Below are 22900 nucleotides of genomic sequence, written 5' to 3'. Positions count from 1 at the left end.
ACGATCGTGAAAAAATTAGCAGCTATCTTTGCCGTTCTGGCACTCAGCTCCGCACCGGTTCTGGCAGCTCAGCAGGGCGGTTTTTCCGGTCCCTCGGCCACACAAACGCAGACGCAGGGCGGTGGCTTCGTCGGACCGAACGGCAGTAGCGCAACCGTAGAAAGCGCAAAATCGCTGCGTGACGATACCTGGGTCACCCTGCGCGGGAACATCGTTGAGCGTGTTTCCGATGACCTGTATCTGTTCAAGGACGCCACCGGCACCATCAACGTTGATATTGACGATAAACGCTGGAACGGCCTGACCGTCACCCCGCAGGATACCGTTGAAATTCAGGGCGAAGTGGATAAAGACTGGAATTCCGTTGAAATTGACGTGAAGCAAATCAGGAAAGTCAGCAAATAATCCCCATCAGGGCCGCTTTCGCGGCCCTTTTCTTTGTGACTCAACGCGCCAGATAAGGTAGTATCTGCGGCAATATTGCCTGAAAAGATACCGGGTATCTGGCGGGCTTACAGTTGAGGAATCACGATTAATGAGCGATATGGCAGAGCGCCTTGCGCTGCATGAATTTACGGAAAACGCTTATCTGAATTACTCCATGTACGTCATCATGGACCGTGCGTTGCCGTTTATTGGTGATGGTCTGAAACCCGTACAGCGTCGCATCGTGTACGCGATGTCCGAGCTGGGGCTGAATGCCAGCGCCAAATTTAAAAAATCCGCCCGTACCGTCGGCGACGTGCTGGGTAAATACCATCCGCATGGCGACAGCGCCTGTTATGAAGCCATGGTGCTAATGGCGCAGCCGTTTTCTTACCGTTACCCGCTGGTTGACGGTCAGGGGAACTGGGGCGCGCCGGACGATCCGAAATCCTTTGCGGCGATGCGTTATACCGAATCGCGTCTGTCGAAGTATGCCGAAGTCTTACTGAGCGAACTGGGACAGGGGACCGCCGACTGGGTGCCAAACTTTGACGGCACGATGCAGGAGCCCAAAATGCTGCCTGCGCGTCTGCCGAACATCCTGCTGAACGGCACCACCGGCATCGCTGTCGGCATGGCGACGGATATCCCGCCGCACAACCTGCGCGAAGTAGCGAAAGCGGCGATTACCCTGATCGAGCAGCCAAAGACCACGCTGGATCAACTGCTGGATATCGTTCAGGGGCCGGACTTCCCGACCGAAGCGGAAATCATCACATCCCGGGCTGAAATTCGTAAAATTTACGAAAATGGCCGCGGTTCGGTACGTATGCGCGCGGTGTGGACCAAAGAAGACGGCGCGGTGGTGATTACCGCGCTGCCGCATCAGGTTTCCGGCGCCAAGGTGCTGGAGCAAATCGCCGCCCAGATGCGCAATAAAAAGCTGCCGATGGTCGACGACCTGCGCGACGAGTCGGATCACGAAAACCCAACCCGACTGGTGGTCGTGCCGCGCTCTAATCGCGTGGATATGGAGCAGGTGATGAACCACCTGTTCGCCACCACCGATCTGGAAAAAAGCTACCGCATTAACCTGAACATGATCGGTCTGGACGGTCGCCCGGCGGTGAAAAACCTGCTGGAGATCCTTACCGAGTGGCTGGCGTTCCGCCGTGATACCGTGCGTCGCCGCCTGAACTATCGTCTGGAGAAAGTCCTGAAGCGCCTGCATATCCTCGAAGGTTTGCTGGTGGCGTTTCTCAACATCGACGAAGTGATCGAGATCATCCGTACGGAAGATGAGCCGAAGCCAGCGCTGATGTCGCGCTTTGGCATCAGCGAAACCCAGGCCGAAGCGATCCTTGAGCTGAAACTGCGTCATCTCGCCAAACTGGAAGAGATGAAGATCCGCGGCGAGCAGGACGAACTGGAGAAAGAGCGCGATCAGTTACAGGGGATCCTCGCTTCTGAGCGGAAGATGAATACGCTGCTGAAAAAAGAGCTGCAGGCGGATTCAGACGCTTACGGCGACGATCGTCGTTCGCCGCTGCACGAGCGCGAAGAAGCGAAGGCGATGAGCGAGCACGATATGCTGCCGTCCGAGCCGGTAACTATCGTGCTTTCGCAGATGGGCTGGGTGCGTAGCGCCAAAGGTCATGACATCGACGCCCAGGGGTTGAACTATAAAGCGGGCGACAGCTACAAATCGGACGTGAAGGGCAAGAGCAACCAGCCGGTGGTGTTTATCGACACAACCGGGCGAAGCTACGCCATTGACCCGATTACGCTGCCGTCGGCGCGCGGTCAGGGCGAGCCGTTGACCGGTAAGCTGACGCTGCCGCCGGGCGCGACCGTAGAGCACATGCTGATGGAAGGCGACGATCAGAAGCTGCTAATGGCATCGAACGCGGGCTACGGTTTTGTCTGCACCTTTAACGATCTGGTGGCGCGCAACCGTGCCGGTAAAGCGTTGATTACGCTGCCGGAAAACGCTCACGTTATGCCGCCGGTGGTGATCAGCGACGAAAGCGATATGCTGTTGGCGATCACCCAGGCCGGACGGATGCTGATGTTCCCGGTGAGCGATCTGCCGCAGTTGTCCAAAGGTAAAGGCAATAAGATCATCAATATCCCGTCGGCGGAAGCGGCGAAAGGGGACGACGGTCTGGCGCACCTCTACGTACTACCGCCGCAAAGCACTCTGACCATTCATGTCGGGAAGCGCAAAATCAAGCTGCGTCCGGAAGAGTTGCAGAAGGTGACCGGCGAGCGCGGTCGTCGCGGTACGCTGATGCGCGGTCTCCAGCGTATCGATCACGTTGAGATTGATTCGCCGCGTCGCGCAAGCCAGGGCGACAGCGAAGAGTAAGAGGTTTTTTAACGCCTGAAACGCGGTCGGGCCTGAAAAGACGCAGTGCGTCGCCGTCAGGCCCGTCCGTCGTAGCGGATGGCGTTATTAATACTTTTCCGGCCTGCGGTTTTAACGCTGCCGCTGGGCCGGATGTACATTAAAATTTCCCGTAAAACCGTTGTTTATTCGTGAATAGCGATTAACAATACAGTTTTCCAGAGAGCCACATCAACAATACCCTAACCTGATAGCAGGTGACGTAGAATCCCGGGCTCTTAGGCCTTCAGAGGTTGTTATGCTATTTATTTTTCGTTTTATTATTACCGTTATTTACTCCATTCTGGTTTGTGTTTTTGGATCGATTTACTGCCTTTTCAGCCCGCGTAATCCAAAACACGTCGCGACATTCGGGCATATGTTTGGTCGCCTGGCGCCGGTGTTTGGCCTGAAAGTCGAATGCCGCAAACCTGCCGATGCCGAAAGCTACGGCAACGCCATCTATATTGCGAATCACCAGAATAATTACGATATGGTGACCGCAGCGAATATTGTGCAGCCGCCAACCGTTACGGTGGGAAAAAAGAGCCTGCTGTGGATCCCGTTTTTCGGCCAGCTTTACTGGCTGACGGGTAACCTGTTGATTGACCGTAACAACCGTGCGAAAGCCCACGGCACGATTGCCGAAGTGGTGAACCATTTCAAAAAGCGCCGTATTTCTATCTGGATGTTCCCGGAAGGGACCCGTAGCCGCGGTCGTGGGCTGCTGCCATTTAAAACGGGCGCGTTTCACGCCGCCATTGCCGCAGGCGTACCGATTATTCCGGTGTGCGTTTCGAATACCTCAAATAAGATTAACCTCAACCGTCTGAAGAATGGTCTGGTGATTGTCGAGATGCTGCCGCCGGTGGATGTGAGCCAGTACGGTAAAGACCAGGTTCGCGAACTGGCCGCCCATTGCCGTTCGCTGATGGAACAAAAGATTGCAGAACTCGATAAAGAAGTCGCCGGGCGGGAAGCTGCCGGAAAAGTTTAATTAAGAACGCGTTATTTTGCAGAGAACAGGCCTCCTTTTTCTGCCCGTCGTTTAGCCAGTTTTACAGGGAGCTTATATGTCACTCAGTCGGCGTCAGTTCATTCAGGCATCGGGGATCGCACTGTGCGCAGGTGCAGTTCCGCTGAGGGCAAATGCTGCCGGTCAGCAACAGCCGCTGCCCGTTCCGCCGCTGCTGGAGTCCCGCCGCGGTCAGCCGTTATTTATGACCTTACAGCGGACCCACTGGTCTTTTACCCAGGGGACGCGCGCGCCGGTATGGGGTATTAACGGACGCTATCTTGGCCCGACGATCCGCGTCTGGAAAGGCGATGACGTTAAGCTTATCTACAGTAACCGTCTCACCGAAAACGTCTCTATGACCATCGCCGGATTACAGGTGCCAGGACCGTTGATGGGGGGGCCGGCGCGGATGATGTCGCCGAATGCCGACTGGGCGCCCGTGTTGCCTGTTCGTCAGAACGCCGCCACGCTGTGGTATCACGCCAATACGCCAAACCGTACCGCTCAGCAGGTCTACAACGGCCTGGCCGGTATGTGGCTGGTGGAAGATGAGGTCAGTAAAACGCTGCCTATCCCCAATCATTACGGGGTGGATGATTTTCCGATCATCATTCAGGATAAGCGGCTGGATAACTTCGGTACGCCGGAATACAGTGAGCCGGGAAGCGGCGGTTTCATCGGCGATACGCTGCTGGTGAATGGCGCGCAAAGCCCATACGTAGAAGTTTCTCGCGGTTGGGTACGTTTGCGCTTGCTGAACGCCTCCAACGCGCGCCGCTATCAGCTGCAAATGAGCGACGGGCGCGCGCTGCACGTTATCTCTGGCGATCAGGGATTTTTGCCCGCGCCGGTGTCGGTGAAACAGCTATCGCTGGCGCCGGGCGAGCGCCGTGAGATTCTGGTCGACATGACCAACGGTGATGAAGTGTCGATCACCTGCGGCGAAGCGGCAAGCATCGTCGACCGGATCCGCGGTTTCTTCGAGCCGTCCAGTATTCTGGTGTCCACGCTGGTGTTAACGCTGCGCCCGACCGGGCTGCTGCCGCTGGTCACCGACAGCCTGCCGATGCGCCTGCTGCCGACGGAAATCCTGGGCGGCGCGCCGATTCGCAGCCGCGATATCAGCCTGGGAGACGATCCGGGGATTAACGGTCAACTGTGGGATGTAAACCGCATTGATATCACCGCGCAGCAGGGCACCTGGGAGCGTTGGACGGTGCGCGCCGACATGCCGCAGTCGTTCCACATTGAAGGCGTTTCTTTCCTGGTGCGTAACGTTAACGGCGCGATGCCGTTCCCGGAAGATCGCGGCTGGAAAGATACCGTCTGGGTAGACGGTCAGGTTGAGCTGCTGGTGTACTATGGCCAGCCGTCCTGGGCGCATTTCCCGTTCTACTTTAACAGCCAGACCCTGGAGATGGCCGATCGCGGCTCTATCGGCCAGATTCTGGTCAACCCGGCGCCGTGACGCGTCACCCACTCGCCCGGAAGGGCGAGTGAATACCTTTCGATTTCTCTTTCGTTCCGGCTTATAATCCCCGGCCTTTGATTATTTTTTTACCATTTTTTGGAAGCAATATGAGCGCAATATCCCTGATCCAGCCAGACAGAGATCTCTTCTCCTGGCCTCAGTACTGGGCGGCCTGCTTTGGTCCAGCCCCTTTTTTGCCGATGTCTCGCGACGAAATGGATCAACTTGGCTGGGATAGCTGCGACATTATTTTGGTGACGGGCGACGCGTATGTCGACCACCCGAGCTTCGGCATGGCGATTTGTGGCCGTATGCTGGAAGCGCAGGGCTTCCGCGTGGGCATCATCGCCCAACCGGACTGGAACAGCAAAGACGACTTTATGCGTCTGGGCAAACCGAATCTGTTCTTCGGCGTGACCGCGGGCAACATGGACTCGATGATCAACCGCTACACCGCCGATCGCCGTCTGCGCCATGACGACGCCTATACGCCAGATAATGTGGCGGGTAAGCGTCCGGACCGGGCCACGCTGGTCTACACCCAGCGCTGTAAAGAGGCGTGGAAAGAGGTGCCAGTGATCCTCGGCGGCATCGAGGCCAGCCTGCGCCGTACCGCCCATTATGACTACTGGTCTGATACCGTGCGCCGTTCGGTGCTGGTGGACGCCAAAGCCGACATGCTGATGTTTGGCAACGGCGAGCGTCCGCTGGTGGAAGTGGCGCATCGTCTGGCAATGGGCGAAACCATCGACCAGATCCGCGATGTGCGTAATACCGCGATTATGGTAAAAGAAGCGCTGCCGGGCTGGAGCGGTGTCGACTCGACCCGTCTCGACACGCCGGGAAAAATCGACCCAATTCCGCATCCGTACGGAGAAGACCTGCCGTGTGCGGACAATAAGCCGGTCGCGCCGAAAAAGCAGGAGGCGAAAGCCGTCACCGTGCAGCCGCCGCGCCCGAAGCCGTGGGAAAAAACCTACGTGCTGCTGCCCTCCTTTGAAAAAGTGAAGGGTGACAAAGTCCTCTACGCTCACGCCTCGCGCATTCTGCACCATGAAACCAACCCGGGCTGTGCGCGCGCGCTGATGCAAAAGCATGGCGATCGTTATATCTGGATCAACCCGCCGGCTATTCCCCTCTCTACCGAAGAGATGGACAGCGTATTTGCGCTGCCATACAAACGTGTGCCGCATCCGGCCTACGGCAACAGCCGCATTCCGGCCTATGAGATGATCCGCTTTTCCATCAACATCATGCGCGGCTGCTTCGGCGGCTGTTCTTTCTGTTCAATTACTGAACACGAAGGGCGCATCATTCAGAGCCGCTCTGAAGATTCAATCATCAATGAGATTGAAGCGATCCGCGACACCGTGCCGGGATTTACCGGCGTGATCTCCGATCTCGGCGGGCCGACGGCCAACATGTACATGCTGCGCTGTAAGTCGCCGCGCGCGGAGCAGACCTGCCGCCGTCTGTCGTGCGTTTATCCGGATATTTGTCCGCATATGGACACCAATCACGAGCCGACAATCAATCTGTATCGCCGCGCCCGCGATCTGAAAGGCATCAAGAAGATCCTTATCGCCTCCGGCGTGCGTTATGACATTGCGGTGGAAGATCCGCGCTATATCAAGGAGCTGGCGACCCATCACGTTGGCGGCTATCTGAAGATTGCGCCGGAGCATACCGAAGAAGGACCGTTGTCGAAGATGATGAAGCCGGGCATGGGCAGCTATGACCGCTTCAAAGAGCTGTTCGATCTCTATTCGAAACAGGCGGGCAAAGAACAGTATCTGATCCCGTACTTTATTTCCGCACACCCCGGTACGCGCGATGAAGATATGGTGAATCTGGCGCTGTGGCTGAAGAAACATCGCTTCCGTCTCGATCAGGTGCAGAACTTCTATCCGTCGCCGCTCGCTAACTCGACGACCATGTATTACACCGGCAAAAACCCGCTGGGTAAAATTGGCTATAAGAGTGAAGATGTGGTGGTGCCGAAGGGGGATAAGCAGCGCCGTCTGCATAAAGCGCTGCTGCGCTATCACGATCCGGCTAACTGGCCGTTAATCCGTCAGGCGCTGGAAGAGATGGGCAAAAAGCATCTGATCGGCGGGCGTCGCGAATGTCTGGTTCCGGCGCCAACGATCGAAGAGATGCGCGAGGCGCGTCGTCAGAACCGGCATACTCGTCCGGCGTTGACCAAGCATACGCCAGTGTCGCATCAGCGTCAGACCCCGGCGGCGAACAAAAAACGCGGCAAGGTCGCGGGGCGTTAATCTGAGTGCCCGATGACGCGCGTTTGTCGGGACAGGAAAACCGTGGCCCATAGGGCGGAGACGCAGAGATGAAAGCAGGGATGCTGGCAGGGATAATTGCGATCGCCTTGCTGCAATCTGGTTGCATGATACATCGCCAGACGCAGCCGGAAGTGGAAGGACGGCTGATCGACAGCGCCGGCAAGCCAGTTAGCGGTGCAACAGTCGTACTGGCGAGCCATGCTGAGAAGCCGGTGACGACCTTATCAGATAAAGAGGGGCGTTTTGCCTTTCCGCCCCAACACGAATGGGCCTTTTTTCTGCCGATAGGTCCAATGGACTGGTTTTACGCTACCTCGCTGCAGGTGAATGCTAACGGTAAGGCATACGAAGCGGAGACCGGCGGGGGCGTCGGTGGGCCGTTCGAGCTTGAAGGCGACGTGTTTAAGGTTGTTTGCAGAGTCCCGGACACATCCGGTGAGATGGCCTGCTCGTTCGGGTCATAGGCGCAGAAAAAGCCCGGCAGAACACCGGGCTGGGAAGGAAGATTAGCCGCCGAACTGATCCGGGTCGGGACCGAGCCGCTTGCCTTGCTCCAGTTTGGCAATTTCGCCCAGTTCGTCTTTATCAAGGCGGAAATCCCAGACGTCAAAGTTCTCGGCAATACGCGACGGGGTGACCGATTTCGGGATCACCACCAGGCCGTTGTCCAGATGCCAGCGGATAACGATCTGCGCCGGGGTTTTACCGTACTTGTCCGCGAGATCGCGAATGATTTTCTGATCGAAAACGCCTTCGCCGCCCTGCGCCAGCGGACTCCAGGATTCCGTCTGGATTTTATGCGTCGCATTCCAGGCGTGAAGCTGGCGCTGTTGCATCAGCGGGTGCAGCTCGATCTGGTTGATCACCGGCGTGACGCCCGTTTCATCGATCAGTCGTTGCAGATGATTGACCTGAAAGTTGCAGACGCCGATGCTCTTGATTAACCCCTCTTTTTGCAGATCGATCATACCCTGCCAGGCGTCAACGTAATGATCGATTGCCGGAACCGGCCAGTGCATCAGATACAGATCAAGGTAGTCGAGCTGAAGTTTTTCCAGACTCTCCTGCAGGGCTTCACGCGGACGTTTTTGATCGTCATTCCACAGCTTGGTGGTGATGAACAGTTCATCGCGAGGAACGCCAGCGCTGGCTAATGCTTTGCCCACGCCGTCTTCATTTTTGTATGCGGCGGCGGTGTCTATTGAGCGGTAGCCGACGTCCAGTGCTTTATGAATGGCGGAGACGACCTCGTCGTTACCGGCTTTCCATACGCCTAACCCCAACTGGGGCATTACATTGCCATCCTGAAGCTTAATTACGGTTTGGTTTGCCATTTTTCCTCCTTCATGTGCTCATCACCGGAGGAAGCCTCCGGTGATGCGGTGTGACTTAAGTCTGGACGAAATGTCCAAAAACGAAAGGCAGAGGCGAAAAAAGCTTAGCGCGCGGCTTCGTAAATACGGCGGCTGACGTCAAGTGTAATGTCTTTATTTTCACCGAGTTGCGTCATACCGTGCTCTTCTAACTTCGCCAGCAGCGCCGGGATAGAACTGCCGTCCAGGCCGTAGCCGGAAAGGCGTGTCGGTACGCCAAGCTGCTCGAAGAAGTTACGCGTCGCCGCAATAGCGGCATCAATACGTTCAGCGTCAGACCCTTCGCGGATGTTCCACACGCGTTCAGCGTACTGCAGCAGTTTGGCGCGTTTGGTGTCGCGTTTTTCATTCCACAGCGCGGGCAGCACCACCGCCAGCGTCTGGGCGTGATCGAGACCGTGCATCGCCGTCAGTTCGTGACCGAGCATATGGGTGGCCCAGTCCTGCGGTACGCCTGCGCCAATCAAACCATTCAGCGCCTGCGTCGCCGCCCACATCACGTTGGCGCGCACATCGTAGTTTTCCGGCTCTTTCAGCGCTTTCGGACCGTCTTCGATCAGCGTCAGCAGGATGCCTTCCGCAAAGCGATCCTGAATTTTGGCGTCAACCGGATAAGTCACGTATTGTTCAACGGTATGGACAAAGGCATCAACTACGCCGTTCGCCACCTGGCGCGGCGGCAGGGTGTAAGTGTATACCGGATCCAGTACGGCGAAGACTGGCTGCACGTGTTCGGAATGAAACGCCTGTTTGTCACCGGTAGTTTTGCGCGAAATCACCGCGCCTTTGTTGGATTCAGAACCGGTGGCGGGTAGCGTCAGCACGGAGCCCATCGGGATGGCGCTTTTAATCTCGCTGCCGCTGGTTTGCAGAATGTGCCACGGGTCAATGTCTGTCGGATAGTGTGCCGCCGCGGCAATAAATTTGGTGCCGTCAAGCACCGAACCGCCGCCCACTGCCAGCAGGAAGGTGACCTTGTCTTCGCGGGCGATTTTCACCGCGTTCATCAGGGTTTCATAAGACGGGTTTGGCTCAATGCCGCCAAACTCACGCACGTCCATGCCTTTCAGCGCATCCTGAACCTGAGCCAGCACGCCAGTCTTTTTCACGCTGCCGCCGCCATAGGTGATCATGACACGCGCGTCCTGTAGGATTTGATCGCGCAGGTCGGCAATCGCGCCTTTACCAAACAGAATGCGGGTTGGGGTATGCAGATTAAAGTTATTCATTGCTCGTTCCCTTATGTGGGTAAAAAGAGGGCAGGCGTCGGTCTGCCTGATGGAAACATTGTGGGCGTCCCCACGCTGCCTCTCAATGCTCATTTCTGCCAATGTTTTGCCTATTCCTCCAGAACGCTGGAGAAAAACACTAAATTTTCGCACAATCAATTCATCGATACTCGTTGCGAAAATAAGCCGTCATGAACCGTGAAGAGATTTGTCTGTTGCTGACAGATAAAATTAAACATCTGAAAGATAGTGAGAAAAACCAGGGGGAGCGGTTGCCGGACATCCGCCTGCTGTACGGCACTGAGCCGGGGCCGCGCACGCCGGTGATGTACGATCCCGGCATCATATTTCTCTTTTCGGGCTATAAAATTGGTTATATCAACGAGCGCGTTTTCCGTTATGACGCTAATGAATATCTGCTGCTGACGGTGCCGTTGCCGTTTGAATGTGAAACCTATGCGACGCCGGAGGTGCCGCTGGCTGGCATTCGCATTAACGTCGACATGCTGCAGCTACAGGAACTGCTGATGGACATCGGCGAGGATGAACGTTTTCAGCCGTCGATGGCGGCAAGCGGGATTAACTCTGCAACGCTGTCTGATGAGATCCTGTGCGCGGCGGAACGCCTGCTGGACGTAATGGAGCGACCGCTCGACGCGCGTATTTTAGGGAAACAGATTATCCGTGAGATCCTGTATCACGTGCTGACCGGACCACGTGGCGGCGCGCTGTTGGCGCTGGTGAGCCGACAAACCCATTTCAGCCTGATCAGCCGGGTGATAAAGCGCATTGAGAACAAATACACCGAGAGCCTGAACGTCGAGCAACTGGCGGCGGAAGCCAATATGAGCGTGTCGGCGTTTCACCATAACTTTAAGTCGGTGACCAGTACATCACCGTTGCAGTACCTGAAAACGTATCGGCTGCATAAGGCCCGGATGATGATTCTTCACGACGGTATGAAGGCCAGCGCGGCGGCGATGCGGGTGGGTTATGAAAGCGCGTCGCAGTTCAGCCGCGAGTTTAAGCGCTACTTCGGCGTCACGCCGGGAGAAGATGCGGCGCGGATCCGCACTTTACAAGGAAGTTAACTTGCCTGTTCCACGCCGGATAAGCGAAGCGCTATCCGGCATTCAGCATTCAGGCGTTGCAGTATTTCTTTTTGATCACCACGACCAGCGTGCCCAGTAAACCCGCTGCTAACAGGACGATCGGCAGGATCATTAAAAAAGTCATCACCTGGTCTTCGTGACGCTTCACAAACGGGATCATGCTCAGCGCGTAGCCAAAGCTGGTGACCACGCCGACCCACAGCAGCCCGCTCAGCCAGTTAAAGAACTGGAAGCGGCGGTTGGAAAGCCCGGAAATGCCCGCCATGGTTGGCAGCAGGGTACGCACGAAGGCCAGAAAACGGCCAGCCAGCAGCGCCAGCAGGCCGTGGCGGTCGAACATGCAGGTCGCGCGCTGGTGATATTTCACCGGCAACTGCGCCAGCCAGCCTTTTACCGTTTTGGTATTGCCCAGCCAGCGTCCCTGAATATAGCTCAGCCAACAGCCCAGGCTGGCGGCGGTCGTCAGAATGAACAGCGTCGGGACAAAGCTCATCACCCCTTGCGCAACCAGCGCGCCCGCCAGCAGCAGCAAACTGTCGCCAGGCAAGAATGAGGCCGGTAACAGGCCATTTTCTAAAAACAGCGTGGCGAACATCACAAAGTAGACGACGCTAACAATATGGGGATCCGCCAGCGCCGCAAAATCGTGTTGCCAGAGCGCAGCGATAATATCTTGAATGACAGACATGGACTTTCCTGTGGAACAGCGTTTACGCCCCTGAGCCGAACGGAATGGGCGCTTAATTTACCCATTATACTCCCTTACAGGCCCGGATGCCTTGATCCGAGGCGCAACAAATGCAGACAATTTCGGTCGATGTGTCTGCATTCATGTCCATTGGCGTCAATATTATACGATGCGGGAGAAACCGGCGGCTAAATCTGCAATCAGATCGTCAACATTCTCTAAACCAATATGCAAACGGATGAGCGTGCCGTCGAAATCGACGTTGCCTTGCGGGCGGATCTCCGCAATCTGTTCCGGCTGGTTCGCGAGAATCAACGACTCAAAGCCGCCCCACGAGTAGGCCATGCTGAACAGACTAAAATGATCCAGATAGGCGGAGAGTTCTTCGTTGGTCAGCTTTTTGTTCAGTACAAACGAGAATAGCCCGCTGCTGCCCGTAAAGTCTCGTTTCCAGTATTCATGACCTTTGCTACCGGGCAGGGCCGGGTGATTCACTCGCGCCACCTGAGGATGCGCGGCCAGCCACTCGGCAACCCTGAGGCTACTTTCATGGTGCTGACGCAGACGCACGCCGAGCGTGCGCAGTCCGCGACTGGTGATATAAGCGGTGTCGGCGTCGACCATTTGTCCCATCAGATAGGCGTTTTCACGCAGTTGATCCCAGCAGCGGGCATTAGCGACCGCCGTGCCGATCATCGCGTCTGAATGACCAACCAGATACTTTGTCGCGGCCTGTATAGAGATGTCGATACCGAAGTCGAGCGCGTTGAACAGGATCCCCGCCGCCCAGGTATTATCGATCATAATGATGGCCTCCGGCGCGACGCGTCTTACCGCGCTGACGATCGCCGGAACATCATGCACTTCCATCGTAATGGAGCCGGGCGACTCCAGAAACACCACTTTGGTGTTGGGCTGAATATGCTTTGCGATATCCGCGCCGACGAGAGGATCGAACCAACTGGTGGTCACGCCAAGTTTGCCGAGGATTTTGCGGCAGAAATCCTGACTCGGTTCATAGGCGGTGTTGGTCATTAGCACATGATCGCCTTGTTCCACAAACGCCAGAATGGTATTGGCGACCGCCGCAGCGCCGCAGGGAAACAGCGCGCATCCGGCGCCGCCTTCCAGTTCACACATCGCTTCCTGGAGTGAGAAATGCGTGAGCGTGCCGCGACGTCCGTAAAACAGTTCGCCGTTTGCGCGGTTACGGGTGGCGTGTTTTTTGGTTTCGACGGTGTCGAAGACCAGCGATGAGGCGCGCTGAATCACGCTGTTGACGGAGCCGAGAGTGTACTTCTTACGGCGTCCCGCGCTGACCAGTCGGGTCTCCAGTTGCTTATCTGCCATGTCGGTTTTTCCTGTTTTTATACGTCTGGATGTCTAAACTACCACGAATGACAAAATGCGCATCCCGTCCTCTTATATAAAGCACAATATTTTCCCAAATTCTCCGCTCGTGATGTTTTACTGCGTAAGCGCAAGGAAAAGAAACCAAAGGTGCGGCACTATGTAAATAGTAATGAGAACGACTATCAATTCGACGTCGTTTTGATATTATTATGCTCAGATTTTGTGATTTGCGTCCTGGAGATACAGAGTGGGTAATAATTTGATGCAGACGGATCTCTCCGTCTGGGGTATGTATCAGCACGCCGATATCGTAGTGAAGTGCGTGATGATTGGTCTGATTCTGGCGTCAGTGGTCACCTGGGCTATCTTCTTCAGTAAAAGCGTGGATTTCTTCTCCCAGAAGCGTCGCCTGAAGCGCGAACAGCAACTGCTGGCGGAAGCCCGCTCTCTGGATCAGGCAAGCGATATTGCCGCTAAGTTCGGCGCGAAAAGCCTGAGTACCCAGTTGCTCAACGAAGCGCAGAACGAGCTGGAGCTGTCTGAAGGCAGCGAAGACAACGAAGGGATCAAAGAGCGTACCGGTTTTCGCCTTGAGCGTCGCGTTGCGGCGGCAGGACGTCAGATGGGACGCGGAAATGGTTACCTGGCGACCATCGGGGCGATCTCCCCGTTTGTCGGTTTGTTCGGTACCGTATGGGGTATCATGAACAGTTTCATCGGTATCGCCCAAACGCAAACCACTAACCTTGCTGTGGTCGCGCCGGGTATCGCTGAAGCGCTGCTGGCGACCGCGATTGGTCTGGTTGCTGCGATTCCAGCCGTCGTCATCTATAACATTTTCGCCCGTCAGATTGGCGGTCTGAAAGCAACGCTCGGCGATATCGCCGCGCAGGTGTTGCTGCTGCAAAGCCGCGACCTGGACCTGGATGCAAGCGCCTCCGCGCATCCGGTACGTACCGCGCAGAAATTACGTGTAGGATAACGTTTCATGGCAATGCGTCTTAACGAAAACCTGGACGATAACGGTGAAATGCATGAAATCAACGTGACGCCGTTTATCGACGTCATGCTGGTGCTGCTGATCATCTTTATGGTGGCGGCTCCGCTGGCGACGGTGGATGTGAAGGTGAATCTGCCCGCATCTTCCAGCACGCCGCAGCCGCGTCCGGAAAAACCGGTGTATCTGTCAGTGAAAGCCGACAACAGCATTTTTATAGGTAACGATCCGGTGACCGAAGAAAGCATGATTGCTGAGCTTAACGCCCTGACGGAAGGGAAGAAGGACACCACGATTTTCTTCCGCGCGGACAAAACCGTGAACTACGAAACCATGATGAAGGTCATGGATACGCTGCATCAGGCGGGGTATCTGAAGATTGGCCTGGTCGGGGAAGAGGTCGCGAAGGCGAAATAATCGGCGCTTTTCGCTGACGGAAGAAGTAGGCCGGGTAAGGCAAAGCCGCTACCCGGCTTTTTTATGGCCTGATGGCGCGTCGCGTATCAGGCCAATGGGTTACCGTACTCAACTAGCCTAAATGCTCACCGCCGCACACGCCGTGTACTTCTGCGGTCACATAGCTTGATTCCTGACTCGCCAGATAGACATAGACCGGAGCCAGTTCCGCAGGCTGACCAGCGCGCTTCATGGGCGTCTGCTGACCAAACTGCGGAATTTTATCCTGCGTCTGACCGCCCGAGATTTGCAGTGCGGTCCAGATAGGGCCGGGCGCGACAACGTTTACCCGGATCCCTTTCCCGGCGACCTGTTTCGCCAGACCCCGGCTGTAGTTGAGGATCGCCGCCTTAGTCGATGCATAGTCCAACAGATGCGGACTTGGCTGATACGCCTGAATTGACGAGGTGGTGATAATGCTGGCGCCTTTCGGCAGCAACGGGATGGCCTCTTGCGTGATCCAGAACAGCGCAAACACGTTCACCGCAAAGGTTTTCTGGAACTGTTCACTTGTCAGGTCCTTAATTTCAGGAATCGCCACCTGTTTACCGGCGACCAGCGCCAGCGTATCCAGACCCCCCAGCGCCTCGCGCGCCTTATGTACCAGCGAGCGGGCAAAGGATTCATCGCTCAGATCGCCGGGAATAAGCACCGCTTTGCGCCCGCTCTCTTCAATAAGGGCTTTAACCTGTTGCGCGTCCTCTTCTTCCGCTGGCAGATAGTTTATCGCCACGTCTGCGCCTTCACGCGCGTAAGCAATGGCGGCAGCCCGTCCTATGCCGGAGTCGCCCCCTGTCACCAGTGCCTTACGATCTTTAAGGCGACCGCTGCCCACGTAGCTTTTTTCGCCACAGTCAGGCACTGGGGTCATTTTCGCCTGTACGCCTGGCGCGGGCTGTTTCTGTTGGGGATATTCACCGGTGTAGTACTGTGTGGTGGGGTCTTGTAGAGTCGACATGCCATTTCTCCCTTCAGGTTAATCATACCTTAAGGGTAGACGCTATGCGGGAAAGCGGGGGGAACCAGGACGATCCTGATCGCCCGGACAGGCTACGTTTTCTTTACGACGAGTTGTTCATCCAGCGCGACGCTGGTGATGTTCAGCGTGCGGTAGCGACCTTCGGCAAGCTTACGCGTCAGGCGCAGCGTCGCCGTTTCGCGATCCAGCAGTTGTTGCCAGTGGCTTTCCAGACGCCTCATGATTTTGTCATGTAATTCAGGGCGTTGCCGAATAAGGGCATTTATCACCGCGCCGTAAATTTCTTCCTTAATTTGCAGCGCGTACATTTCCCGACGGTTCTGCCACTTCAACCGAACCAGCGCCGCAGGAATGGACGTCGCTTCCTGCGCCACGTTTTCCAGCAGCGCATTCTTATGCGCGACCAGCGCCGCAAGATTCTGCTTTAAGACAAATTGATCGCTTTTATTATCGTCCAAAGCCAGATAGACATTGTTATCTTCAACATCTTTGATCATTGTTCATCATCCAGAGAATAAAAAATCGGGGAAGATTTTTCTCGCGTAATTAAATTAAGCCAAATTTCGTTGCCATTTTCATTAATATGGTTGGTGGTGTCAGTCAATATTTTACTTAAGGTCTGGGCATCAATGTCACCTTCCGCCTGTAAGGTATTAATCACACGGGCAAAGGTTTCAATTTTTGCCACCCGACACAGCCGTTCTTTAAAATGGCGATCGTGTTCTTCGAGCAGCATATTTTTAGATTGCCCGGTAGATGCCGCGCTAATTAAAATATCGGCTTCGTAATCGCGAAGGTTTTTCTTTCCCTGAGTGAAATTATTAGCGTTTTCTGCGGATCCTTCCGTCTGGCCTGACGCAGACAGATGAAAGCGCGGCGGGACAAGATGCTCGGGAAGCATGTCACATTATCCTTTATTATCAGGTGTATAATTATTCTTATTGACAGGTCGCGTTGACAATAACATGGGGTAATTTTAAAATCAAAAAAAATGGAGCCATTTTATGAACAGTATTTTTTATTCTGTTATTACTCTGCTATTGCTCATCGGAGCCATACTTTTTTTAATACGCGAGTTTAATAAGCCGCGCGGTGCCGAAGAACATTCTCCCGACGTTCCACTCCCGCCGTTAACCAAAGACGAGGGGGAAGATCATTTTTCCACGCTGATGAATGCCATTACGCCGGTATGGTACTGGCGGGTTAATCATGAATATATTGATTTCCTGCACGCCACGGTAAAGCGAATGACAATGGCGCAATTGAATGAAACCCCCGGGCTATTTGATGCCCAGCGTCGCTGTAGCGATCTCAATTCCGCCGTGTATAAATACTACGACACGATAAAGAAACGCTGCCTGAATGGTGAAAAAGTGCCGCATTCCGATCTGGATGTCCTCAATCTGCGACAGTGCTTCCAGGAATTTAGCCTTGAAGCCTATCCGTCGCTGGTGGCGCTGGTGTGGCCCGAGTATCAGCGCCCGTGGATCACCCCCGGGGAAGTTTAAGGGATGTTGATCTGATGTTGCCCTGTTGAGATATACTGTTCCCCGGTTTTGCTACATGACAGGAATATATGGAACGCTTTCTCGAAAACGTAATGTACGCGTCTCGCTGGTTGCTCGCCCCCGTCTACTTTGGTCTGTCGCTTGCGCTGGTGGCGCTGGCGCTGAAGTTCTTTCAGGAGATCTTTCACGTCCTGCCTAACGTCTTTTCGATGGCGGAAGCGGACCTGATTCTGGTGCTGCTGTCGCTGGTGGATATGACCCTCGTCGGCGGGTTGCTGGTGATGGTGATGTTTTCCGGTTACGAAAATTTCGTCTCACAGCTGGATATCTCAGAAGGTCGGGAAAAGCTCAACTGGCTGGGGAAAATGGATGCGACCTCGCTGAAAAACAAAGTGGCCGCGTCGATTGTGGCGATCTCTTCTATCCATCTTCTGCGCGTGTTTATGGACGCGAAAAACGTGCCGGACAATAAGCTGATGTGGTATGTGATTATCCACCTCACCTTTGTGCTGTCGGCGTTTGTAATGGGTTATCTCGACAGACTCACCCGGCATAAACACGAGTAAGCGATCTTCACTCCTCGCGCCGGATGGCGGTAGCGCCATCCGGCAGGGTGTCTCGCCCGACGGCGATGACGGTTTATTTGTCGGAGGACGCCTGCCACAGGTTCAGTTGGCCGTCCGCGACATGCTTATCAATCTGCGCCAGTTCCTCGGCGGTAAACGCCAGATTCTTCAGCGCCTGTACGTTTTCTTCCAGCTGTTCAGGGCGGCTCGCGCCAATGAGTACCGAAGTGACGCGCTCATCTTTCAGCAGCCAGCTTAACGCCATTTGCGCCATCGACTGACCGCGCTGTTGCGCCATGGCGTTGAGCAGGCGCAGGCTGCTGAGATTCGCTTCCGTCAGCATGTTTTCCGTCAGGCCGCGCACTTTTTTCCCTTCGCGCTGCATCCGTGAGCCTTCCGGGATACCGTTTAAATATTTACCGGTTAACAGTCCCTGCGCCAGCGGAGTAAACGCGATACAGCCAACGCCATTTTCCGCCAGCGTATCCAGCAGACCGCTTTTATCCACCCAGCGATTCAGCAGGTTATAGGAAGGCTGATGAATCAACAGCGGGATCTTCCACTCGCGAAGCAGCGTCGCCATTTTCTGCGTGCGTTCCGGTGAGTAAGAAGAGATACCCACATACAGCGCTTTACCGCTTTGTACGGCGTGGGCGAGCGCTGAGGCGGTTTCTTCCATGGGCGTGTTTTCATCCACGCGATGCGAGTAAAAGATATCAACGTAATCCAGCCCCATGCGCTTCAGGCTTTGATCGAGGCTGGCGAGCAGGTACTTACGTGAGCCGCCGGAGCCATAGGGACCAGGCCACATGTCGTAACCGGCTTTGGTGGAAATGAGCAGTTCGTCGCGAAAAGGGGCGAAATCGGTGCGCAACAGGCGACCGAAATTTTCTTCCGCACTGCCCGGCGGCGGACCATAGTTATTGGCTAAGTCGAAGTGGGTAATACCCAGATCGAAAGCTTTACGCAGCAGTGCGCGCTGAGAATCCAGCGCCTGCACGTGGCCGAAACTGTGCCACAGGCCGAGCGACAGGGCGGGCAGCCGGAGTCCGCTTTTACCACAGTAGCGGTAAAGCATAGTGTCGTAGCGGTCAGGGGAGGCGTTCCAGGACATGATGTCTCCTTTCTTGTGATGAATTTTCGAAACAGCGTTTTCATTCTATGCTTATCAAATCACAAATCCTGGAGATATGCGATGGCCCGTCTGACCGCGAAAGATTTTCCGCAAGAACTGCTCGACTACTACGACTATTACGCGCACGGGAAAATCTCAAAACGAGAGTTTCTCAACCTCGCGGCAAAATATGCCGCCGGCGGGGTGACGGCGCTGGCGCTGTTCAACATGCTCAGGCCCAATTACGCGCTGGCTGAGCAGGTGAAATTCACCGATCCCGCTATCCTGCCGGAGTACATCCACTACCCGTCGCCAAACGGGCACGGCGATGTGCGCGGCTATCTGGTAAAACCGGCAAAAATGACGGGTAAGGTTCCGGCTGTGGTGGTCGTACATGAAAACCGCGGGCTGAATCCTTATATTGAAGATGTGGCGCGGCGGGTGGCGAAAGCGGGCTATATAGCGCTGGCGCCGGATGGTTTAAGCTCGGTTGGGGGGTATCCCGGAAACGATGAAGAAGGAAAAGCCTTACAGCAAAAGGTCGATCCGACAAAGCTGATGAACGACTTTTTTGCCGCCATTGAGTTTATGCAGAAACACCCAGACGCTACGGGCAAGGTCGGGATCACCGGTTTTTGCTATGGCGGCGGGGTATCAAATGCCGCCGCTGTGGCGTATCCGGAGCTGGCGTGCGCAGTGCCGTTTTATGGTCGCCAGGTCGCAGCGGCGGACGTGCCGAAGATCAACGCGCCGATTTTGCTACATTATGCCGAGCGGGATAAAAATATTAATGAAGGCTGGCCCGCCTATGAGGCCGCACTGAAAGCGAATAATAAGGTTTATCAAGCCTGGATTTATCCCGGCGTAAATCACGGATTTCATAACGACTCAACCCCACGCTATGACGAACCCGCGGCCGAACTGGCCTGGAAGCGCACGCTGGCGTGGTTTGAGACGTATTTGCGCTAAAGCCCGGCGACGCGACGCCTGCCGGGCTTTTGGTAGGGTTAGCCGGGTAAGGCGAAGCCGCCACCCGGCAATTCAGGCATCAGAAGCTATAGCTCATCCCTGCCTGGACGCTGGCGTCGTTATCCACATCGCCGGTTCCCACATACACGCCGGTATTTAACGTGAAGTTGTGGGCGATGGTGGCGTTGATGCCTGCGCCAAAAATGCCCATCGTGTTGTTGTGGCCTGTGGTGTTGTGATAGTCCGCCGCCTTGATGTCGGTATCGTCGCTGAACTCTTTCTGGAAGCGCGCGTCAATCCACGGCATCAGCTGCACGCCTTTGTTCAGATCGCGAAGCGTGGTGGTCAGACGGACGCCAGCGCCGCCGTTCCAGGAAGATACCTGACTGTCAGAGAAGGTGATCTCCTGATCGGAGAAGCCGTCGGCTTTGGTCTGATCCCAGCCCAGAGTGGCATACGGCTGCAGCAGGATTTCGCCCGGCAGCAGGACGTTTACGCCGGTACGCGCTTGCGCCATATACAGGCTTCCGTCGGTCGAGCCGTTCAGCGCTTCTGTCATCCCGCTGGTATTGCCGGTGACGTTGTTGGCAGACAGCGAATAACGCATATCGCCATAGCTGACGCTACCGTCCGCAAACAGTCCCCAGGTATCGCCATTCAGCGCCTGCTGCCATCCGCCGTACAGGCTGTAGTAATTCCCGTACACGCTGTCCTTGAAGCTGTCGGCGCTGTCGCTGGTGTCCTGCACGCGGCTGCGGGTCCAGGCCAGGGCGATACCGCCAGTGACGCTGTCGCCGTTAGTTAAATGCGCCGTCCAGTCCACACCACCCTGCGCGCCCTGGGTAACGCTCTTGTAGTCGACATCGTTGCTGAAATTACCGTTCTGGTACAGGAAATCGCCCCATACCTGCGCTCCCTCCTGTTGTTCGCCCAACAGGCTGGCCAGATGTACCTGGTTCATGTGATTGCTGATGTCGTCAGCGACCTGATGACCCGCCTGTTCAGCCGCATCCAGACCGGCAATTAACCCCTGCACGTCGCTGGCCAGCGAACCTTGCGCGCTGTTAAACAGAATATTCCAGCTCTGGCTGTCACTGGCTTTCAGCATGGCCTGTGGCGCGCTGTCGGCGGCGACAATGTCCAGACTGTTGTCGTAGTTGTACGCGCCGCTGCGATTTTCCACTGTCTGCTGGCCGTTAGTGAACGTGGCGCCCGCATAGTCCTGCGGCGCAGCAGTGCCGGTGGTCGTAAATGTCCCAAGAAGAACGCCGGAACGATTGATCGCAGACGGCGTGATGCTGTTGACCACCACGGCGTTATTACTGCCGGTGATCGTGCCGAAGTTAACGAAACTGTCGGTGCTCATACTGACCGAAGCATTGCTCCCGGTGGTGCTGGCGATCAGGCTTGATCCGTTTTGCAGATCCCAGGTGGTTGCGTCGTTGATTTTGTCGATGCTGATGCTGTTATCGCTGGTGGTGTTTACCGTTTCGAACTGGCTAATCTGACCAGTGATCGAACTGTCCGCGTCCATGGACAGCGTATCGCTGCCGTCGCCGCCGTCCACGTTGCCGTTAACGTGAGACTGATTGGTCAGCACCAGCGTGTCGTCGCCTTTACCGGTGGTAACATCGCCGTTGACGTTGGCGTTGTTTTGCAGCGTGATGGTGGTATTGCCTTTATTGGCGCTGGTGTTGACGTCACCGTTGATGGTGCTGTTGTCCAGCAGAAGGGAATTGGTGGAATCACCGGCCAGAGTGACGTTCCCGTTAATCACGCTTTGATTGGTGAGTGAAAGGCTGGCGTACCCTTTTTCATTCACGACGCCAATATCGCCGGTCACGGTGCTGTTATTCATCGTCAGGCTGGTGTGGGTAGTGCCCAGCATGGCGATGGTAACGTCGCCAAACGCGTCAAGGTTGAGATCTTTAAAGATTGTCTGACTCAAAAATTGTGACGCTTTTTCAATATTCTGCGCCACTTCACTGTCGGTACCGTCGACGGAGGCATTGGTGAGCGAGAGTGTCGTATCCGATTTTTCGCTACCGGCATAAATACCGCCTTTATCCAATGAACTGTCGCTCATGGATATTGTCTGAACCCCATTACCGCCGCTGATAATACTGCCGTGCAGATCGCTGCCGTTAATAATATTGGCGGTATGATAGCCATTATCCTGCGGATCGAGATAGATAGACGCACCCATCATGTAGTCTTTTTTATTCGGATAAAGCACATCGTCGTTTTCGCCATTCAGGGTTGAATGATCAACGGTGACGGTAGTGTTCGTGGTCTTTTTAATATTGCCGACTTCAATCATATCCACTTTCGCGCCGTTGGTGACGGTGATATTTGCCGTCCCGCCATTGCTTCCCTGAATATAGCTGCCGGTCATATCGGTGCCGTTGACAGTTAATGATTGGGTTTCTCCGGTGTTGAAATGCCCGTTCATGAAGATCGACCCGGAGGTTGGGTCCGCCATTACGGCGTTAGCGACACCGTTATCTTGTTGGTAAACGCTAATATCTCCCATGGACTTTGCAGCCCGTAGACCGCAGGTTTGCGACGTATCGTCACCAACGCACGACGTGCTGGAGGCAGCAGAAACACAGGAACTGAAGGAAGCTAAAGCCACTAATACACATTGCGAGAGCAACGTGCGGTTCATTAATTTGCGCATTTTTTATTCCATTAATATCAAGATGAATCCGCTTTCTTTTTAATGGAAATGCGTTCATTTAAGAATCTTCTGAAAGGAGAGTGATGTAATAAAATCTTAAAATGGTCTTAAGAAAAAATAATGTTTTAATCACGGTCTGATAAATTAATCATTATGAATACATTTTTCTCGTGAATGTTTAAGCTTAAATAATAAGCTGTTTATGCCAATTTTACCCAGCGACATCGATATAGTTCAAAAGAACGCCTCAAACCCAATAATTCTTTAGGGGTATT

Annotated in this window: 21 protein-coding genes; 12 read left to right on the top strand and 9 right to left on the bottom strand. The window is 55.0% G+C overall.

Annotation, left to right across the window (positions count from 1 at the left end; translation table 11 throughout):
• Window positions 1-6: 6 nt before the first annotated feature.
• The 6 genes from OOJ60_RS12765 (at window position 7) to OOJ60_RS12740 (ending at window position 8065) form a co-directional block, all read left to right on the top strand.
• Window positions 7-405, top strand: coding sequence for a YgiW/YdeI family stress tolerance OB fold protein (locus tag OOJ60_RS12765; protein WP_042289243.1), 399 nt, complete (start codon window positions 7-9; stop codon window positions 403-405).
• Window positions 406-535: 130 nt separating this feature from the next.
• Window positions 536-2794: a DNA topoisomerase IV subunit A gene (gene parC / locus OOJ60_RS12760; protein WP_042289242.1), complete on the top strand. Its 2259-nt coding sequence runs from the start codon at window positions 536-538 to the stop codon at window positions 2792-2794.
• Between the two features lie 277 nt (window positions 2795-3071).
• The gene (gene plsC / locus OOJ60_RS12755; RefSeq protein ID WP_042289239.1) at window positions 3072-3809 is read left to right on the top strand and encodes a 1-acylglycerol-3-phosphate O-acyltransferase; all 738 of its coding nucleotides are present in this window, start codon (window positions 3072-3074) and stop codon (window positions 3807-3809) included.
• Window positions 3810-3885: 76 nt separating this feature from the next.
• Complete coding sequence (ftsP, locus tag OOJ60_RS12750) at window positions 3886-5298, top strand: cell division protein FtsP (RefSeq protein ID WP_205612677.1); 1413 nt, start codon at window positions 3886-3888, stop codon at window positions 5296-5298.
• Between the two features lie 110 nt (window positions 5299-5408).
• Window positions 5409-7580: a YgiQ family radical SAM protein gene (locus OOJ60_RS12745; RefSeq protein WP_042289236.1), complete on the top strand. Its 2172-nt coding sequence runs from the start codon at window positions 5409-5411 to the stop codon at window positions 7578-7580.
• A gap of 68 nt (window positions 7581-7648) precedes the next feature.
• Entirely contained in the window at window positions 7649-8065 is a 417-nt protein-coding gene (locus OOJ60_RS12740; protein WP_205612676.1) for a carboxypeptidase-like regulatory domain-containing protein, read from the top strand.
• A 42-nt stretch (window positions 8066-8107) separates the two neighbouring features.
• On the opposite strand, the gene dkgA is transcribed toward OOJ60_RS12740, so the two are convergent.
• The gene (gene dkgA, locus OOJ60_RS12735) at window positions 8108-8935 is read right to left on the bottom strand and encodes a 2,5-didehydrogluconate reductase DkgA (protein WP_042289222.1); all 828 of its coding nucleotides are present in this window, start codon (window positions 8933-8935) and stop codon (window positions 8108-8110) included.
• A gap of 104 nt (window positions 8936-9039) precedes the next feature.
• Window positions 9040-10203, bottom strand: coding sequence for an alcohol dehydrogenase (gene yqhD / locus OOJ60_RS12730; protein ID WP_205612675.1), 1164 nt, complete (start codon window positions 10201-10203; stop codon window positions 9040-9042).
• Window positions 10204-10394: 191 nt separating this feature from the next.
• Between yqhD and OOJ60_RS12725 the strand changes: the two genes are divergently transcribed.
• Window positions 10395-11294: an AraC family transcriptional regulator gene (locus tag OOJ60_RS12725; RefSeq protein ID WP_181822072.1), complete on the top strand. Its 900-nt coding sequence runs from the start codon at window positions 10395-10397 to the stop codon at window positions 11292-11294.
• A 49-nt stretch (window positions 11295-11343) separates the two neighbouring features.
• Here the strand turns inward: OOJ60_RS12725 and yghB are convergent, their stop codons facing one another.
• Window positions 11344-12003: a DedA family general envelope maintenance protein YghB gene (gene yghB / locus OOJ60_RS12720; RefSeq protein WP_060570833.1), complete on the bottom strand. Its 660-nt coding sequence runs from the start codon at window positions 12001-12003 to the stop codon at window positions 11344-11346.
• Window positions 12004-12165: 162 nt separating this feature from the next.
• Entirely contained in the window at window positions 12166-13353 is a 1188-nt protein-coding gene (gene metC / locus OOJ60_RS12715) for a cystathionine beta-lyase (protein WP_205612674.1), read from the bottom strand.
• A 250-nt stretch (window positions 13354-13603) separates the two neighbouring features.
• Here metC and exbB point away from each other — a divergent pair, with 250 nt between their 5' ends.
• Both exbB and exbD read left to right on the top strand, forming a co-directional pair.
• Complete coding sequence (exbB, locus tag OOJ60_RS12710) at window positions 13604-14338, top strand: tol-pal system-associated acyl-CoA thioesterase (protein ID WP_042289210.1); 735 nt, start codon at window positions 13604-13606, stop codon at window positions 14336-14338.
• A gap of 6 nt (window positions 14339-14344) precedes the next feature.
• Window positions 14345-14770, top strand: coding sequence for a TonB system transport protein ExbD (gene exbD / locus OOJ60_RS12705; RefSeq protein ID WP_205612673.1), 426 nt, complete (start codon window positions 14345-14347; stop codon window positions 14768-14770).
• Between the two features lie 112 nt (window positions 14771-14882).
• On the opposite strand, the gene OOJ60_RS12700 is transcribed toward exbD, so the two are convergent.
• The 3 genes from OOJ60_RS12700 to OOJ60_RS12690 all read right to left on the bottom strand — a co-directional run bounded on the left by OOJ60_RS12700 (window position 14883) and on the right by OOJ60_RS12690 (window position 16689).
• On the bottom strand, window positions 14883-15767 hold the full coding sequence (locus OOJ60_RS12700; protein WP_060570831.1) for an SDR family oxidoreductase: 885 nt from the start codon (window positions 15765-15767) through the stop codon (window positions 14883-14885).
• A 92-nt stretch (window positions 15768-15859) separates the two neighbouring features.
• Complete coding sequence (locus OOJ60_RS12695; protein ID WP_199957081.1) at window positions 15860-16282, bottom strand: cytoplasmic protein; 423 nt, start codon at window positions 16280-16282, stop codon at window positions 15860-15862.
• Window positions 16282-16689, bottom strand: a complete 408-nt coding sequence (locus OOJ60_RS12690) for a hypothetical protein (protein ID WP_205612672.1) — start codon at window positions 16687-16689, stop codon at window positions 16282-16284. Before OOJ60_RS12690 ends, OOJ60_RS12695 begins: the two co-directional genes overlap by 1 nt.
• Before the next feature lie 103 nt (window positions 16690-16792).
• Here OOJ60_RS12690 and OOJ60_RS12685 point away from each other — a divergent pair, with 103 nt between their 5' ends.
• Window positions 16793-17296, top strand: coding sequence for an ESA_00282 family adhesion-associated protein (locus OOJ60_RS12685; protein WP_205612671.1), 504 nt, complete (start codon window positions 16793-16795; stop codon window positions 17294-17296).
• 68 nt (window positions 17297-17364) lie between these two features.
• Window positions 17365-17862 carry a TIGR00645 family protein gene (locus tag OOJ60_RS12680; RefSeq protein WP_042289198.1) on the top strand — a complete coding sequence of 166 codons (498 nt, stop codon included), beginning with the start codon at window positions 17365-17367 and terminating at the stop codon, window positions 17860-17862.
• A 73-nt stretch (window positions 17863-17935) separates the two neighbouring features.
• Here the strand turns inward: OOJ60_RS12680 and OOJ60_RS12675 are convergent, their stop codons facing one another.
• Window positions 17936-18976, bottom strand: a complete 1041-nt coding sequence (locus OOJ60_RS12675) for an aldo/keto reductase (RefSeq protein ID WP_205612670.1) — start codon at window positions 18974-18976, stop codon at window positions 17936-17938.
• A gap of 81 nt (window positions 18977-19057) precedes the next feature.
• Between OOJ60_RS12675 and yghX the strand changes: the two genes are divergently transcribed.
• Window positions 19058-19945, top strand: coding sequence for a YghX family hydrolase (gene yghX, locus OOJ60_RS12670; protein WP_205612669.1), 888 nt, complete (start codon window positions 19058-19060; stop codon window positions 19943-19945).
• Window positions 19946-20024: 79 nt separating this feature from the next.
• Here yghX and OOJ60_RS12665 read toward each other — a convergent pair whose 3' ends face one another.
• Window positions 20025-22478 (bottom strand): autotransporter outer membrane beta-barrel domain-containing protein, encoded by a 2454-nt coding sequence (locus tag OOJ60_RS12665; protein ID WP_233470895.1) that lies wholly within the window; start codon window positions 22476-22478, stop codon window positions 20025-20027.
• Between the last annotated feature and the right edge of the window lie 422 nt (window positions 22479-22900).

The sequence above is a fragment of the Citrobacter sp. R4 genome (assembly GCF_026719175.1).
In the GTDB taxonomy this organism is placed as follows: domain Bacteria; phylum Pseudomonadota; class Gammaproteobacteria; order Enterobacterales; family Enterobacteriaceae; genus Citrobacter_A; species Citrobacter_A sedlakii.
The sequence above is the reverse complement of the archived record's forward strand: the minus strand, read 5'-3'. Positions and strand labels throughout refer to the sequence as shown.

Coding starts and splice junctions, on each gene's coding strand:
- OOJ60_RS12700 (WP_060570831.1), bottom strand. CDS start 15,767: ATGTCGACTCTACAAGACCCCACCACACAGTACTACACCGGTGAATAT.
- dkgA (WP_042289222.1), bottom strand. CDS start 8,935: ATGGCAAACCAAACCGTAATTAAGCTTCAGGATGGCAATGTAATGCCC.
- plsC (WP_042289239.1), top strand. CDS start 3,072: ATGCTATTTATTTTTCGTTTTATTATTACCGTTATTTACTCCATTCTG.
- metC (WP_205612674.1), bottom strand. CDS start 13,353: ATGGCAGATAAGCAACTGGAGACCCGACTGGTCAGCGCGGGACGCCGT.
- OOJ60_RS12685 (WP_205612671.1), top strand. CDS start 16,793: ATGAACAGTATTTTTTATTCTGTTATTACTCTGCTATTGCTCATCGGA.
- ftsP (WP_205612677.1), top strand. CDS start 3,886: ATGTCACTCAGTCGGCGTCAGTTCATTCAGGCATCGGGGATCGCACTG.
- parC (WP_042289242.1), top strand. CDS start 536: ATGAGCGATATGGCAGAGCGCCTTGCGCTGCATGAATTTACGGAAAAC.
- OOJ60_RS12690 (WP_205612672.1), bottom strand. CDS start 16,689: ATGCTTCCCGAGCATCTTGTCCCGCCGCGCTTTCATCTGTCTGCGTCA.
- yqhD (WP_205612675.1), bottom strand. CDS start 10,203: ATGAATAACTTTAATCTGCATACCCCAACCCGCATTCTGTTTGGTAAA.
- OOJ60_RS12745 (WP_042289236.1), top strand. CDS start 5,409: ATGAGCGCAATATCCCTGATCCAGCCAGACAGAGATCTCTTCTCCTGG.
- OOJ60_RS12740 (WP_205612676.1), top strand. CDS start 7,649: ATGAAAGCAGGGATGCTGGCAGGGATAATTGCGATCGCCTTGCTGCAA.
- OOJ60_RS12675 (WP_205612670.1), bottom strand. CDS start 18,976: ATGTCCTGGAACGCCTCCCCTGACCGCTACGACACTATGCTTTACCGC.
- exbD (WP_205612673.1), top strand. CDS start 14,345: ATGGCAATGCGTCTTAACGAAAACCTGGACGATAACGGTGAAATGCAT.
- OOJ60_RS12680 (WP_042289198.1), top strand. CDS start 17,365: ATGGAACGCTTTCTCGAAAACGTAATGTACGCGTCTCGCTGGTTGCTC.
- OOJ60_RS12725 (WP_181822072.1), top strand. CDS start 10,395: ATGAACCGTGAAGAGATTTGTCTGTTGCTGACAGATAAAATTAAACAT.
- yghB (WP_060570833.1), bottom strand. CDS start 12,003: ATGTCTGTCATTCAAGATATTATCGCTGCGCTCTGGCAACACGATTTT.
- yghX (WP_205612669.1), top strand. CDS start 19,058: ATGGCCCGTCTGACCGCGAAAGATTTTCCGCAAGAACTGCTCGACTAC.
- OOJ60_RS12665 (WP_233470895.1), bottom strand. CDS start 22,478: ATGGGAGATATTAGCGTTTACCAACAAGATAACGGTGTCGCTAACGCC.